Raw genomic sequence first — 14,216 nt, forward strand, 5'->3', positions numbered from 1 at the left:
GGAGACAGATATGCTCTGCCTCCTTTTCAATATAATTAATGCACACTTCTAAAGCTCCAAAAAGTCTTTTGGAAGCGTATTTTTAAGTAATAAATGGTCTAGACTCTTAAATTCATATCCTTTTCGCTTTAAATCTTGAATAATTCGTTCCAACGCTTGGGCATTGTCTGAGGAAACAGCATGAAGCAATATAATTGCCCCAGGATGCATTTGTTTCATAGTTTGATCATAAGCATAACGCCATCCTTTTTGATCGCCCGTGTTCCAATCTTTAAACGTTAAGGACCAAAACACATGAGTTAACCCTAACTCATTGGCCCACTGTAATGTGCGTTCACTGAACATACCCCGAGGTGGTCTTAAAAATTTAATTTCCTCCTGGTCCGTATATTCAGCAACAACTTCTTCCAGAGACTCCAATTCTTTTTTCATGGATTCCTTGTTTACAACGGTTAAATCAGGGTGGTGATACGAATGATTTCCTATTATATGTCCTTCATCAACCATTCGCTTAACTAAATCAGGTTGACTTGTCACATAATGTCCTGTGACAAAAAAGGTTGCTGGAACATTTTCTTTTTTAAGTACGTCTAAAATTTCATCTGTATACCCTTCTTCATAGCCATTATCAAATGTTAAATAAATGACTTTATCTCCAGAAAGGTCCGCATAATAAGCCCCATACTTATCAAGCATCCCTTGATACTCTCCAATGTCTGGAACCTTATGTTCATCATTTTTTTTGAATCCCCACCCATACCCATTTGCTGCCGTATGAACAGGGTTCATCAATGCAAACAAAAAAGTAAGAGTAATGAGGAATGCTGTGTAAATACACTTTTGCATAACACACCCACCTTTTCTCTTACTTTTCCCGTAACATAAACAATTATTCCATTTTCTCTAACTATCTATTATAAATTATAGTACTATCGCCGCTATCCAACCAAAAATAAACAATGGTATATTAAAATGGATAAAGGTCGGGACAACGGTATCCCAAATATGGTTATGTCTTCCATCCGCATTTAGTCCTGCAGTTGGGCCAAGTGTGCTATCGGATGCTGGTGATCCTGCATCACCTAGTGCACCTGCTGTACCAATTAAAGCAATCGTTGCTAATGGGGAAAATCCTGCAGCCACACAAATAGGAACATACAATGTTGCAAGAATAGGTATTGTTCCAAAGGATGAACCAATACCTAGGGTAATTATTAAACCAACAAGTAACAAGATAAATGCTATCATTACTTTATTATCTCCTAAAATGCCAGAAGATACTTCGACTAAAGACGTAACTGCCCCTGTATCTTGGAGGACTTTGGCATAACCTGCCGCAGATAGCATAACAAATGCAATCATACCCATCATTTTTATTCCCTCTGTCATCACATCATCCACTTTATGGAATGGAACAACAACAAATAAGAACATAAATAGTAAACCAGTTAATGCACCTAAAATTAGGTTTCCAGTTATAATCTGTACAACAAAAGCAGCAATAATCGCTACAATCGTTAAAAAGTGTTTTTTATTAAATGTTACATTCTTTGGTTCCTGTTCCACTTCATCTTCCACTAAACTATCAACATCAGACGCTACTTCACTGCTGTCCTTACGATACGTTATAAAAACGGCAATAAGCAGTCCAACGATCATACCAGAACCTGGAACAATCATTGCTCGTGCAATGTCATTCATGGACACAGTCAACCCACTTTGTTGCACCGCATCAAAAATCGTCTCGTGGAAAATAAGTCCAAAACCAGCCGGAATAAGAATATATGGAGCCTTCAATCCAAAAGTTAATGAAACAGCTACTGCTCGACGATCCAAACGCATTTGATCAAATAATTTTAATAAAGGCGGTATAAGAATTGGAATAAATGCGATATGAACCGGGACTAAGTTTTGTGATAAAGATGCTACACCAGCAATAGCTAAAAGTAACATCGTTTTCTTCCCTGTCAAAATTTTAATTAAATAATTAACTAATATAGAGGTAATTTGTGAATAGCTAATGGTTACAGCAAAAGCCCCAAGCAGAATATAACTTAACGCTGTACTAGATTGGTCCCCCATTCCACTTACAAATAAATCTACTGACTTAGTCAGAGATAATCCTGACATTAATCCAGCAACAAGTGCTGCACCAATGATGGCTAATATAACGTTCACACGTAGTAAACTAAGTATTAACATAACGAGTACCGAAACAACGACAATCCATTCCATAATCGCTTTCCCTCTCCCTATTTTATTTTTCTATTTGTTTTTCTATTTCATTCCGTTTTAATACTTCATCATGATAAAGTATTAAAGAATTTTAATCAACCCTTTTATAAAGAGATAGAACAATAAGAAAATTAAGCCATAAAATAACCCCGAATGATTAATGAACTCATTCAGGGTTTCCTTTTATTTTACTTGGAAAGAGAAAGAAACATGGTCTTGGATAGGAATCCAACCACCGATTCCTTGTTTTGTAACATTTTTAATAACCAAAGATTTGCTTCCACCTTTTAATTCAATGAATACTTCTCCAAACGTTACTTGTCCTTTTTCATTTACTGCTGGAGCATATGCTTGCAATGTTCCATACTTTTCTACAGGAATATTATAGGAATTATCTTTCTTTGTATTTTTCCCAATGACAGTTTGATAAGAAAGTGGTAACTTTGTCTTCTCTTTTGCAACTAGCAACATCATTTTCTTCACATCATCTGGATTTTTAATTTTATTTGTTAAAGCACCTTTGATTTCTTTTTTCTCTTGCTGAATATAGCGCATTTCCTGATTACTCTCACCACTAAGATTATTTAGTTCATTCATATTGATTTTTTGATATTCCCAGTTAATATTAGTTTCTAGTGACTCATAGTTCAATGGCCAACGTCCCAAATAGACCATTCCTCGATAACCAATTGCTATTGGAGATGGTTTAAGCGTTGTTTCATTCAGCATTTTAATTAAGTCTGGATTTTCTATTGGTATTTTAACCTCTTCAATCAACTCTTTTGTTAATTCACTTGGCTCAATAACCTCTTGGTCTTCCGTAGAATTAGGGTAGGTATTTTCCTTCGCTATATCTAATACGTGACTAGGTATTTCAAATGGATTCTCTTGTTTCTTCTCCTCTTTTTTATCATCTTCCTTAGCAAAGCCGGTTATAGGGAATACGAGGGCAATAAAGCAGGCAATTAATGCAATTGTTAAACGTTTCATGATTTCCCATTCCTTTCTATATTCATCCAGCTTGAGTACCTATCTACCCTTATAATAGGCACTGGCTTTAGTTTCTAGTTTTTTCTATGGTATAAAAAATATACATCGTTAAAGGGAATTCCATTTGCTATTTATAACAGAAGCATTTAGATTAATTTTAGTATGTATTTAAAATGGAGGATATCACCATGGTTTCAGCTAATACACGTTTTTGGATTTTAATATTGCTTGTAACGATTTCAGGCTTTTCTCAAGGAATGTTATTACCACTTCTTTCAATTATTCTTGAGCAAAATAATATTTCCTCATCAGTTAATGGATTACATGCAACAGGAATATATATTGGTGTTCTTTTAGCATCACCTTTCATGGAAAAACCTTTACAGAAATTTGGGTTTAAACCAGTTATTTTAGTAGGTGGATTACTTGTCATTATTTCCATGGTGTTATTCCCATTTTGGCAAGCTTTGTGGTTTTGGTTTATTTTACGAGTAACGATTGGTATCGGGGACCAAATGCTTCATTTTGGAACCCAAACCTGGATTACAACCACAACTCCAAAAGAAATAAGAGGAAGACGAGTTGCTTATTATGGAATGTTTTTCGGATTAGGGTTTGCCATTGGTCCATTAATGACAAGACTTCTATCGATTAGTGAATCGGCACCATTTATCGTTTCCGCTTTATTAAGCTTAATCGTTTGGTCCACGATGCTTTTTGTTCGAAATGAAACACCAGCGCAAGATCCTCAAGCAACTACCGTACAATCCACTACGAATTCTCTTGGCCGTTTTTGGGAAACGGGAAAAGTCGCTTGGGTTGCACTACTTCCAGCTTTTGGATATGGATTTTTAGAAGCGACTTTACATAGTATCTTCCCCATCTATGGGCTAAGAATTGGTCACAATGTGAGTATTATTGCGCTAATTATTCCATGCTTTGCAGCAGGAAGCTTAATCACACAAATCCCATTAGGTATCCTTAGTGATAAAATCGGTAGAAGAAAAACCCTCCTTTTTGTATTGTCTGGAGGAGTCTTAAGTTTTATGCTCGCTGCGGCATTTGAAAGTTCTGTTTTTATTCTTTTCTTTACATTTATACTTGCAGGAATGTTAGTTGGATCTCTTTATTCCATGGGCATTTCCTATATGACAGATCTCTTACCTACCCCACTGCTCCCAGCTGGGAATCTAATGATAAGTATTGTTTTTAGTATCGGAAGTATTAGTGGTCCATTTTTAGGTGGAGTATTTGTAGATATTTTTCCTCACGTTTCGTTTTTCTATTTAATTGTCTGTGTTTTATTTATTGTTACTGCAGCAATTTATTTTAAAAGAGAACCTAGTAAAACCTAAAAAGAGTCTGGGACATAACTAAAGTGTTTAGCCCAAATCCGAACATTGCATCTTACTAGCGAAGGAAATACACGGAGACTCCTACGGCAAGAAAAGCCTAGGTGAGACTACGAAGAGCGATAGCTCGAAGTAGGCTCAGCAGCGGCCTAAGGTGCGGGTAGTGTATTTCCGTAGCGGATTATATGCACGACCATGTTCGGATTTCACATTGATATAAACACTTTTGTCACGTCCTCATTTTCTCAAATATAAGAATGCTGCAATTAGCTTCTCTCTGTCCCAACCACTATTTAACCAGATTCTTTTATTCCCTTCCATACTTGGTCATCTAATACCACTTTCTTTTCATTTTCTGCTTCATTTCTATCATTAAAACCTTCTTTCAATTATATAAATTCTAAATTAACTAAAATTTATTGCTGTAATTGTATTGACAACAATTAATATAATGATAAAATAACAATACATATTATATTATAATAATTATAAACAAGGGCGTTTCAGCTAAATATAATAAAGGTTTTATGAAATAACTATTGTTTTATGTGAATGATTATTATTCTCAATTAGATGGAGGTATTGATAATAATGATGACAGAATCAAACGCGTTGCAAAGTCCTAAATCCAATGCGTCCCCTTCCTTAGATAGTAAAAGCTTCACAAGCAGAGTAAAAGAACACTTAGAGTTAATCGCCGCATTGCTTAGTGGATTCCTTATTTTAATTACCTGGTCACTAGAAAGCACCCTTTCCGAGCCCATGTGGGTTATTCTACACATTATCGCCTTTACCATTGGTGGCTATGCGAAGGCAAAGGAAGGGATTACAGAGACCATTCAATCCAAACGTTTAAATGTAGAAATGCTAATGATTTTTGCCGCTATTGGTTCAGTTTCCATCGGATATTGGACAGAAGGTGCAATTCTAATTTTTATTTTTGCTTTATCAGGTGCTTTAGAAACATACTCTATGAATAAAAGTAATAAAGCCATTTCTTCTTTAATGGAACTCCAACCTGAGGAAGCAATTCGAATAGAAAATGGTCAGGAAAAAGTTGTTCCAGTTTCCTCTCTAAAAATCAATGATTCCATTCTTGTACGAGCAGGAGAACGGATCCCTGCTGATGGATTAATTAAAAAGGGATCAAGTGCCATCGATGAGAGTGCCATAACAGGTGAATCCATGCCTATTAATAAATTTGATTCCAATGAGGTATATGCTGGAACGGTTGCGTTGGATGGAACATTAACCATCGAAATCACAACCAAGCCAACTGAAACCCTATTCCAAAAAATAATTAATATGGTACAGAATGCACAAGAAGAAAAGTCTCCCTCCCAACTATTTATCGAACGCTTTGAAGGAACATACGTAAATATTGTATTAATTTCTGTTGCTGTTATGATGTTTTTACCTTATTTAGCTTTTGGTTGGTCATTATCAGATAGTATTTACCGTGCAATGGTTTTATTAGTGGTTGCATCTCCATGCGCACTAGTCGCATCAATAACACCAGCAACCCTTTCAGCAATTTCAAACGCAGCAAGAAAAGGAATTCTATTTAAAGGGGGAGTTCACGCGGAAAATCTAAATCATGTTAAAGCCATCGCATTTGATAAAACCGGAACATTAACAAATGGAAAGCCCAAAGTAACGGATGCGTATTTTGACCCTAGTTATGATGAGGAGGAAATTCGTGCCATAGTTGGTTCCATCGAAAAAGAATCAACCCACCCCCTCGCAAAAGCACTCACAGAATATAGTTTCAAGAATTATACAAATAAAACCGTAGAAGTTAAACAAATGAAAAATATTAGTGGTAAGGGAGTTACTGCTATCGTAAATAATCAAAATTGGCAAATAGGAAAACCAGAATTAGTAGGTAAGGAAAAAGCAAACCAATTTCTAAATGGAATTGCACCTAAGCTAGCTGAACAAGGAAAGACCATTGTGCTTGCAAAGGTGGACGGTCAAATTGTTGCTGTTTTTGCTTTAAAAGATACCATTCGAAATACGACAAAAAAAGCAATTAGCCAGCTAAAAGATGATGGTATCTATACTATTATGCTTACAGGAGATAATGATCTTACTGCCAAAGCTGTTGCCGATGAAGCAGGGATAGATTCTTACATCGCCAATTGCCTTCCACAGGAAAAAGTAAATCATGTGAAGGCATTACGAGACAAATACAGCAATATTGCAATGATTGGTGATGGTATAAATGATGCACCCGCACTCGCTACAGCAAACGTAGGGATAGCTATGGGCGAAGGAACTGACGTTGCTTTAGAAACTTCTGATATTGTACTTATGAAAAATGACTTAGCTAAACTAACCGATACCATTGCCCTTTCTAGTCGCATGAATCGAATTATAAAACAAAATATTGTATTTTCCCTAAGTGTTATCTTTATTCTTATTCTTACAAACTACCTGCAAGTACTAGATCTTCCGCTAGGAGTTATTGGACACGAAGGAAGCACGATATTAGTCATCTTGAATGGACTACGATTATTAAAATAAGCAAAAAAATCGCTCAGACATTCTGAGCGATTTTTTTGCTTAATTTACTTATGGGAATAGAGTCTAACTATAGTACTTACTTTCCCCACTTATATTGATTAATCAATGAATTCACAATTCCACCAAGTATGATGATGATCCCGAACAAATAAAACCAAATCATTAAAATGATAATCGCACCCAGGCTTCCATACTTCACTGAATAGTTTGCGAACGTTGTAACGTAGAAGGAAAATCCAAATGAAACAACCTGCCATGCAATGGTACCTAATATACTTCCCCAAACCGCATCTCTAAAATATACATGTTTATTTGGGGCTAGTTTGTACAAAAACAGTAATACGATAAAAAAGATAATAGTAGATATCACCCAACGGAGGGTTTCCCAAACATTAAGGAAGTTTTCCGATAATCCAAAAAAAGCAAAAATATTTTCTCCTATAATCCTACCGAATACAGGGAGCAAGAGGGCAACAACAATTACTAAAACCATTGCAATCGTTAAAACGACAGCAAGTAACCTGGTGACAATAAAAGAGCGATTTTCATCAATGTTATAAGCTCGGTTAAATGCTTTTATAATCGCATTAATCGCATTTGAAGCTGCCCACAATGTACCAATTATCCCAATCGACAATAAGCCTCCACTATTTTGATTTAAAAGTTGCTCTAAATTGTTATGGATTAAGGTCATTACTTCTTTTGGTGCATAATGGTCAATGATATCTGTAATCATACCTTCGTTAATCGGTAAATATCCAATAAGATTAAGAAGAAATAATAAGAACGGGAAAAGTGATAGCAAGAAAAAATATGCTAATTGTGCGGCAAGTCCAAATGCATCTACATCATCTATTCGTTTGAAAAGTTGCTTACCGATTGCAATCAGATTTCCCATCAAATTCTCTCCTATAATTTAAAAAATCGGCCATAAGCCGATTTTTTTACTGTTGTTTACCCACTATTAATTTATTCTTTGGTACTATTTTTATTCGTAAATTTATCAATCGTTGTTTCAACTTGTTCCAATGCATTAATTGCATTATCCGCTCCACTTGCAACTGTTTCATTTAAACGATCCACCGTATTACGAACCGCCACAATTGCCTCTGATGGATGTTGTATATAATATGTAGAGCCAGATTTTGCTGATTCTAAGGTTGATTTTGCATAATCCCTAGTGTCCTTATCCAAAAGGGAGACAATTGTCCCTACTGTAGCTCCAATTACCATTCCTGAAATTAATCTGCGTTTGCCCATTTTCATTCTCTCCTTTTAGCTATGTAAGTGTTCCTTCTTAATTTGTTTTAATAATTGGAAACATCCCTCAGAAACTAGTTGATACGTATAATCAAAATTCCCAGTAAAATATGGATCTGGTACCTCATCTTCCTTCGGGTCTTCCACATAATCCATTAATTTTGCAATGACCGCTTCATTATTACTTTGATTACGAATACGTTTTAGTCCTTCTATATTTTGGTCATCCATTGCAATAATATAATCAAAATCATTCCAATCTTTTTCGGTAACTTTTCTTGCGACCATGCCTTCATAAGATATGTTTTGTCTATTTAATACCTCTCTCGTTCCTCGATGAGGCGGATTCCCTATATGCCAATCTCCTAACCCACCCGAATCCACTTCAATTTTACCAGATAAATTTTCTTTCCTTACCATATCCCTGAAAATTGCCTCTGCCATTGGGGACCTACAAATATTTCCTAGACACACAAATAAAATTCGTATCACTTGAATCACCTATCATTCGTTTACTCCTATTATAAGCAATTTATACATGGATTAGCAAAGATTAATACATAATATGACATTTATATCCATCTTTCTATTATATGTTTAAAATCACCATGAATAAATAAAAATATTATTATAATTTTCAAATTTCACTTGACTTTTAGTCCTATTTTACTGAATATTATATAATATAGGAATATTTACATCCAGAACATCAGCTTTGTGAAATCCTTATGCTGCATCAAAAAAAACTGAAATCACAAAGGGGGAAGTAATAATGCAAGAAATCATCAGTGCAATAAGTGGATTTGTTTGGGGGCCACCAACATTAATATTGATTGTTGGAACAGGTTTGTATCTTACATTTCGGCTTGGTTTTCTACAATTTAAAACCATGCCGTATGCCTTAAAACTGGCCTTTAGTCCAAAAAGACAGGATAAAGAATCTAAAGGTGATATCAGTCATTATGAAGCATTATCAACCGCTATGGCAGCAACGGTCGGAACAGGGAACATCGTTGGGGTAGCAACGGCAGTTATTCTTGGTGGGCCTGGTGCGGTATTTTGGATGTGGATTACAGCTCTTGTTGGTATGGCTACGAAATATTCAGAAGCTCTCTTAGCTGTTAAATATCGTGTCACTAACTCAAGAGGGGAAATGTCTGGTGGGCCAATGTACTACCTTGAAAAAGGACTAGGACAAAAGTGGCTCGGAGTTCTATTTGCTATTTTCGGTTCCGTTGCAGCATTTGGAATTGGAAACATGGTTCAATCTAAAGCAGTATCTGATGCATTAGCAGGTTCCTTTAGTATCCCACATTGGGTAACAGGAATTGTATTAACCATATTAGCTGCACTCGTTATTCTAGGTGGAATCAAAAGTATCGGTAAAGTAACAGCATTGCTAGTTCCATTTATGGCCTTATTTTATATTATTGCGGGTCTTATTATCATGGTAATGAATATAGACATTATTCCTGCAGCTCTAGGATTAATCTTTACTGATGCGTTTACAGCAAACGCTGTAGGTGGTGGTATATTAGGTACCGTAATTCGTTATGGGGTTGCACGTGGAGTATTCTCCAATGAAGCAGGTCTAGGTTCTGCCCCAATTGCCGCTGCAGCAGCTAAAACCGATTATCCTGGACGTCAGGCGCTTGTATCTATGACCCAGGTTTTAATTGATACAATCATCGTATGTTCTATCACTGGAATTACAATAGTAATGGCAAATATGTATTCTTCCGGGGATGTCGCTGGTGGAAACCTTACTGCTGTTTCCTTCTCTCATTTCCTAGGAGATATCGGTGGAATCATGGTAACTATCGCAATCGTTCTATTTGCCTTTTCAACCCTAGTTGGCTGGTCTTACTATGGTGAGAAATGTTTCTCTTACTTATTTTCAGATAAAGCTATTCCATATTATCGTGTAGTTTTTGTTGTTGCCATCATGTATGGGGCAATGGAAGAACTTAGCATAGTATGGGGTATCTCTGATATTATGAATGCTCTCATGGCAATCCCTAACTTAATTGGCCTCTTAGGGCTATCAGGTGTCGTTGTCTATGAAACAAAGAAATTCTTGAAGGTTGCAAAAGAAGAAAAAGAACAAGAAAAAGCAAAAAAGGCGGAATCTGCATAGTAATAGAAAAAAGTGCTCTCAAGGATGGGAGCACTTTTTATTGTTTGAATAGACGGCTATAAAGTAAGAAGAGTGCATGCCCTCTCCTTCCATCACGCAATTGGTTTGATACACATCTCATCATTATTCTTTGCAGCATTTACATGAGATGCAACACTATACGCCTTCATATCCTCTACGTCAATGGCATTTAAAAATTGACTTGCTTCTTCAGGTTGAAGCTTAGTTGGTCGAATCCATTCATTTTCCTTATCTTTAGGTAAAATAATTGGCATACGGTGATGAATCTCTTGCATGAATGGATTTGCTTCCTTTGTTAGAATAGTACATGTGAATAGAGTATTCTCCCCTTGTACCCATTTATCCCAAAGGCCTGCAAACGCAAATAATTTACGATTTTTCATCTGGATGCGTTTTGGTTGCTTGGTATCTCCCATTTTCTGCCATTCATAGAAACTATCAGCGACAACTAAGCAACGTTTCTGTGCCATTAATCGTTTGAAACTTGGTTTCTCATGGGCTGTCTCACTTCTGGCATTAATCATTTTATAACCAATCTTTTCATCTTTTGCCCATGAAGGGACTAATCCCCAACGTAAATAACCTGCTCTTTTTTCTCTTCCATCATGAATGATTGCTAAAACTTGTTGGCCAGGAGCGATGTTATAACTCGGATGATAGGAATCAATTGGCTGGTCTAATTCAAATTCCTCTAAAATCTCTAGTTCATCTGCTAATAATGTGTATCTGCCACACAATTTCCTTCACTCCTTTAACAGTTAGTTCAAAAAGTCCGGTAAAAGTAACACTTTAAAATATACTTAGATCCCATTGCTTAGCTATATGCCTAAGCAAACGGATTCCTGCAATACTGTTTCCCTGCTTATCTAATGCTGGTCCATAAACCCCGATACCACACCCTTCTAAGAATGGAAAATCTCCTTCCCGAAATCTTGGTGGTGCTATTGCCACAATACCACCTGAAACACCACTCTTAGCCGGAATACCAACATAAGCAGCAAATTTACCAGAGGCATTATACATTCCACAAGTAAGCATTAATGACTTCGCAAGGCGGGCAACTTGACGAGGAATAATCTCTAACCCTGTTTTCGGATCCTCCCCATCATTAGCCAACACCATACCTAATGTTGCCAGATCATTTATCGATATCTCAATCGAACATTGCTTAAAATAAGTTTCTAATGTCAATTCAAGATCAGACTCTAAATATTCCAATTCTAGTAAATAGTATCCAATCGCTCTATTCCTAATCGATGTTTTTCTTTCTGATTCATAAACCTCTTCATTCAACGAAGGACGATATCCTAAAATTTGCTCAAATAAATGTAACAATGGATTGAGCTTTTCGTTAGATGTTTTTCCATTTAGCATAGAGGTAATGGTAATTGCACCTGCATTAACAAATGGATTAAAGGGTTTTTTTACTTGCCTCATTTCCAGATGCATAATCGAATTAAATGCTTCCCCCGTAGGCTCCACATCAACTCGGTCCAATATATAGGAAACTCCCCTTTGCATACATGCTACAATAAATGTAAACACTTTGGAAATACTTTGAATGGTGAATGGAATCCCAACATCACCAGATTCAATCGTTACCCCATTGTTTCCAATAATAGAAATTCCTAGATGATGCTGATTCGCTTCCTGAAGTATCGGTATGTATGAGGCAACCTCCCCCTCTTTCGTATGCTTTCTATAAAATTTCACCCAGTCATCTACATAATTTTGAAGCCATTGTTCATTTGAATTAATATTTTGATTTGCTGCACCCTGTACCAAAATAACCACCTCACATGGTAGTTTGTGTATTTTTACAGGAAAATAACAAGAAAAGTCAAAAGAGATAACCTCTCACGATTATCTCTTTAAAACGTGTACCATTTTGTTAGGTTCATATGGATAGCGTAAAACTTTTGGTAAGCTTCCTTCAACCATTTTTTGGGTTTTCAACGCTAACTCGGTGCTTTTCAGTGTTTGATATTCTTCTAGATAAATTGGCTCAAATATGTACATTTGTATTTGTATATTCAATGATTTTTTTAGATACTTAACTTGGTTGTTCAAATAAATCTTTAATTGGTATTTGTCGCTTTTTTTTGAAGCTCAAATACCGTGCCTACAACTTGAATAACAGCTTAGATGTATGTTCTAATTATGTGTATCAAGTCATGCTCCTCCTTTAACCCTTTCACAACTCATTATACTATCGAACTACAAAAAAGGACAAAAGTTAAATAGATAACTAGCTTTTTTCCTACATAGTATTACAAAAACATTTTTAAAGTGACAGTTTATTACAAAATAATGATATTTTGTAAACAAAATGTTACTTGATTTAACGATTATTTCTGGTTTACTTATATATATAGCCTTTTAATGGGGAAGAATTTATTTTTTACAGGCTGTTCAAAAAGTCAGGTAAAATGACCTACTTTTTAAAAACATTATATTAGGAAATTTATATCATAACGGAATTACCCCCAAAAACCGTTACCCCGAAAAGAATTTCTTTAATGACAATACCCTATCTTAACAGTAAAATATAAATAATTATTTATATATGCTTTTAATTCACCTTTCTAACCCACTTAAATCAGATGAATTAAATCCTATATATTTTTATTAGAAAATGACAGCAATGGAGGATTAAATCATGTTTTCAAATGCAGAGATCGGAATTGATTTAGGAACTGCAAATATTCTTATATATACCAAATCAAAGGGAATCGTCTTAAACGAACCATCCGTAGTAGCAATTGACATAAATACAAAACAAGTTGTAGCAGTAGGTGCTGAAGCAAAAGAAATGATTGGTAAAACACCACAAAATATAATACCCATCCGCCCATTAAGGGATGGCGTTATTGCTGATTATGACGTCACAGCTCAATTGCTAAAATCATTATTAAAAAAAGTAAGCAAAAAGGCTGGTATTTCTACAAGGAAGCCAACTGTTGTAGTTTGTACACCTTCTGGCAGTACATCTGTAGAGCGACGTGCAATTCATAATGCCGTAAGTAGTTATGGAGCAAAGAATGTCCATCTAATTGAAGAACCTGTCGCAGCTGCAATCGGATCTGATTTACCAGTGGATGAACCGATTGCTAACGTGGTAGTTGATATTGGTGGAGGAACATCAGAGGTTGGGATTATTTCCTTTGGTGGTGTTGTTGCATGCAATTCCGTCCGTGTAGCAGGAGATCGCTTAGATGAAGAAATTATTCAGCATATTCGAAAGAACTATAATGTTTTAATCGGAGAACGCACCGCAGAATCTATTAAAATGGAAGTTGGATATGCGCATCCTAATCACGAAGAAAAAAAAATGGAAGTACGCGGTCGTGATATGGTTACAGGGTTACCAAAAACAGTAACTATTACTTCTATGGAAATTTATCATGCTATTAAAGAATCCCTTGAGCAAATATTAGATGCAATTCGTCTAACACTGGAACAATGTCCACCAGAATTAAGTGGCGATATCGTGGACAATGGAATTGTTCTCACTGGTGGAGGAGCTCTTTTAAATGGAATAAAGGAGTGGTTATCCACTGAAATTAATGTACCAGTCCATATCGCACCTAACCCATTAGAATCTGTTGCAATTGGAACTGGACGGGCTCTAAAAATGATTACGAAATTACAAAAGGCAGCTAAATAATAAAGGAAACTTACCCATGCATTATTAC

The 14,216-nt window shown here is 35.8% G+C and carries 12 protein-coding genes; 4 read left to right on the plus strand and 8 right to left on the minus strand.

What is annotated here, in order from left to right:
* Positions 1–48: 48 nt before the first annotated feature.
* From pdaA to CAO17_RS13205, 3 genes are all read right to left on the minus strand, one after another.
* Positions 49–846 carry a delta-lactam-biosynthetic de-N-acetylase gene (gene pdaA, locus CAO17_RS13195; protein WP_085993174.1) on the minus strand — a complete coding sequence of 266 codons (798 nt, stop codon included), beginning with the start codon at positions 844–846 and terminating at the stop codon, positions 49–51.
* Positions 847–921: 75 nt separating this feature from the next.
* Positions 922–2,235, minus strand: coding sequence for a Na+/H+ antiporter family protein (locus CAO17_RS13200; protein ID WP_085993175.1), 1,314 nt, complete (start codon positions 2,233–2,235; stop codon positions 922–924).
* 183 nt (positions 2,236–2,418) lie between these two features.
* Positions 2,419–3,225, minus strand: coding sequence for a YfkD famly protein (locus CAO17_RS13205; RefSeq protein ID WP_085993176.1), 807 nt, complete (start codon positions 3,223–3,225; stop codon positions 2,419–2,421).
* Between the two features lie 188 nt (positions 3,226–3,413).
* Here CAO17_RS13205 and CAO17_RS13210 point away from each other — a divergent pair, with 188 nt between their 5' ends.
* Together CAO17_RS13210 and CAO17_RS13215 are read left to right on the plus strand one after the other, a co-directional pair.
* On the plus strand, positions 3,414–4,580 hold the full coding sequence (locus tag CAO17_RS13210; RefSeq protein WP_085993177.1) for an MFS transporter: 1,167 nt from the start codon (positions 3,414–3,416) through the stop codon (positions 4,578–4,580).
* Positions 4,581–5,168: 588 nt separating this feature from the next.
* A complete protein-coding gene (locus CAO17_RS13215; protein WP_085993178.1) occupies positions 5,169–7,103 on the plus strand; it encodes a heavy metal translocating P-type ATPase in 1,935 nt (644 codons plus the stop codon).
* Positions 7,104–7,179: 76 nt separating this feature from the next.
* Here CAO17_RS13215 and CAO17_RS13220 read toward each other — a convergent pair whose 3' ends face one another.
* The 3 genes from CAO17_RS13220 to CAO17_RS13230 all read right to left on the minus strand — a co-directional run bounded on the left by CAO17_RS13220 (position 7,180) and on the right by CAO17_RS13230 (position 8,855).
* Positions 7,180–8,001: a YihY/virulence factor BrkB family protein gene (locus CAO17_RS13220; protein ID WP_085993179.1), complete on the minus strand. Its 822-nt coding sequence runs from the start codon at positions 7,999–8,001 to the stop codon at positions 7,180–7,182.
* Positions 8,002–8,072: 71 nt separating this feature from the next.
* On the minus strand, positions 8,073–8,363 hold the full coding sequence (locus CAO17_RS13225) for a hypothetical protein (RefSeq protein WP_085993180.1): 291 nt from the start codon (positions 8,361–8,363) through the stop codon (positions 8,073–8,075).
* Between the two features lie 15 nt (positions 8,364–8,378).
* Positions 8,379–8,855 (minus strand): low molecular weight protein-tyrosine-phosphatase, encoded by a 477-nt coding sequence (locus CAO17_RS13230; RefSeq protein WP_085994483.1) that lies wholly within the window; start codon positions 8,853–8,855, stop codon positions 8,379–8,381.
* Positions 8,856–9,135: 280 nt separating this feature from the next.
* Between CAO17_RS13230 and CAO17_RS13235 the strand changes: the two genes are divergently transcribed.
* Positions 9,136–10,500 (plus strand): alanine/glycine:cation symporter family protein, encoded by a 1,365-nt coding sequence (locus tag CAO17_RS13235; RefSeq protein WP_085993181.1) that lies wholly within the window; start codon positions 9,136–9,138, stop codon positions 10,498–10,500.
* 92 nt (positions 10,501–10,592) lie between these two features.
* Here CAO17_RS13235 and CAO17_RS13240 read toward each other — a convergent pair whose 3' ends face one another.
* A complete protein-coding gene (locus CAO17_RS13240; protein ID WP_085993182.1) occupies positions 10,593–11,258 on the minus strand; it encodes an SOS response-associated peptidase in 666 nt (221 codons plus the stop codon).
* Positions 11,259–11,310: 52 nt separating this feature from the next.
* Positions 11,311–12,306: a glutaminase gene (locus CAO17_RS13245; RefSeq protein WP_085993183.1), complete on the minus strand. Its 996-nt coding sequence runs from the start codon at positions 12,304–12,306 to the stop codon at positions 11,311–11,313.
* 874 nt (positions 12,307–13,180) lie between these two features.
* Between CAO17_RS13245 and mreBH the strand changes: the two genes are divergently transcribed.
* A complete protein-coding gene (gene mreBH / locus CAO17_RS13250; RefSeq protein WP_085993184.1) occupies positions 13,181–14,188 on the plus strand; it encodes a rod-share determining protein MreBH in 1,008 nt (335 codons plus the stop codon).
* Positions 14,189–14,216 lie beyond the last annotated feature (28 nt).

This window comes from Oceanobacillus senegalensis, from assembly GCF_900176885.1.
In the GTDB taxonomy this organism is placed as follows: Bacteria; Bacillota; Bacilli; order Bacillales; family Amphibacillaceae; genus Oceanobacillus; species Oceanobacillus senegalensis.

Coding starts and splice junctions, on each gene's coding strand:
- pdaA (WP_085993174.1), bottom strand. CDS start 846: ATGCAAAAGTGTATTTACACAGCATTCCTCATTACTCTTACTTTTTTG.
- CAO17_RS13200 (WP_085993175.1), bottom strand. CDS start 2,235: ATGGAATGGATTGTCGTTGTTTCGGTACTCGTTATGTTAATACTTAGT.
- CAO17_RS13205 (WP_085993176.1), bottom strand. CDS start 3,225: ATGAAACGTTTAACAATTGCATTAATTGCCTGCTTTATTGCCCTCGTA.
- CAO17_RS13210 (WP_085993177.1), top strand. CDS start 3,414: ATGGTTTCAGCTAATACACGTTTTTGGATTTTAATATTGCTTGTAACG.
- CAO17_RS13215 (WP_085993178.1), top strand. CDS start 5,169: ATGATGACAGAATCAAACGCGTTGCAAAGTCCTAAATCCAATGCGTCC.
- CAO17_RS13220 (WP_085993179.1), bottom strand. CDS start 8,001: ATGGGAAATCTGATTGCAATCGGTAAGCAACTTTTCAAACGAATAGAT.
- CAO17_RS13225 (WP_085993180.1), bottom strand. CDS start 8,363: ATGGGCAAACGCAGATTAATTTCAGGAATGGTAATTGGAGCTACAGTA.
- CAO17_RS13235 (WP_085993181.1), top strand. CDS start 9,136: ATGCAAGAAATCATCAGTGCAATAAGTGGATTTGTTTGGGGGCCACCA.
- mreBH (WP_085993184.1), top strand. CDS start 13,181: ATGTTTTCAAATGCAGAGATCGGAATTGATTTAGGAACTGCAAATATT.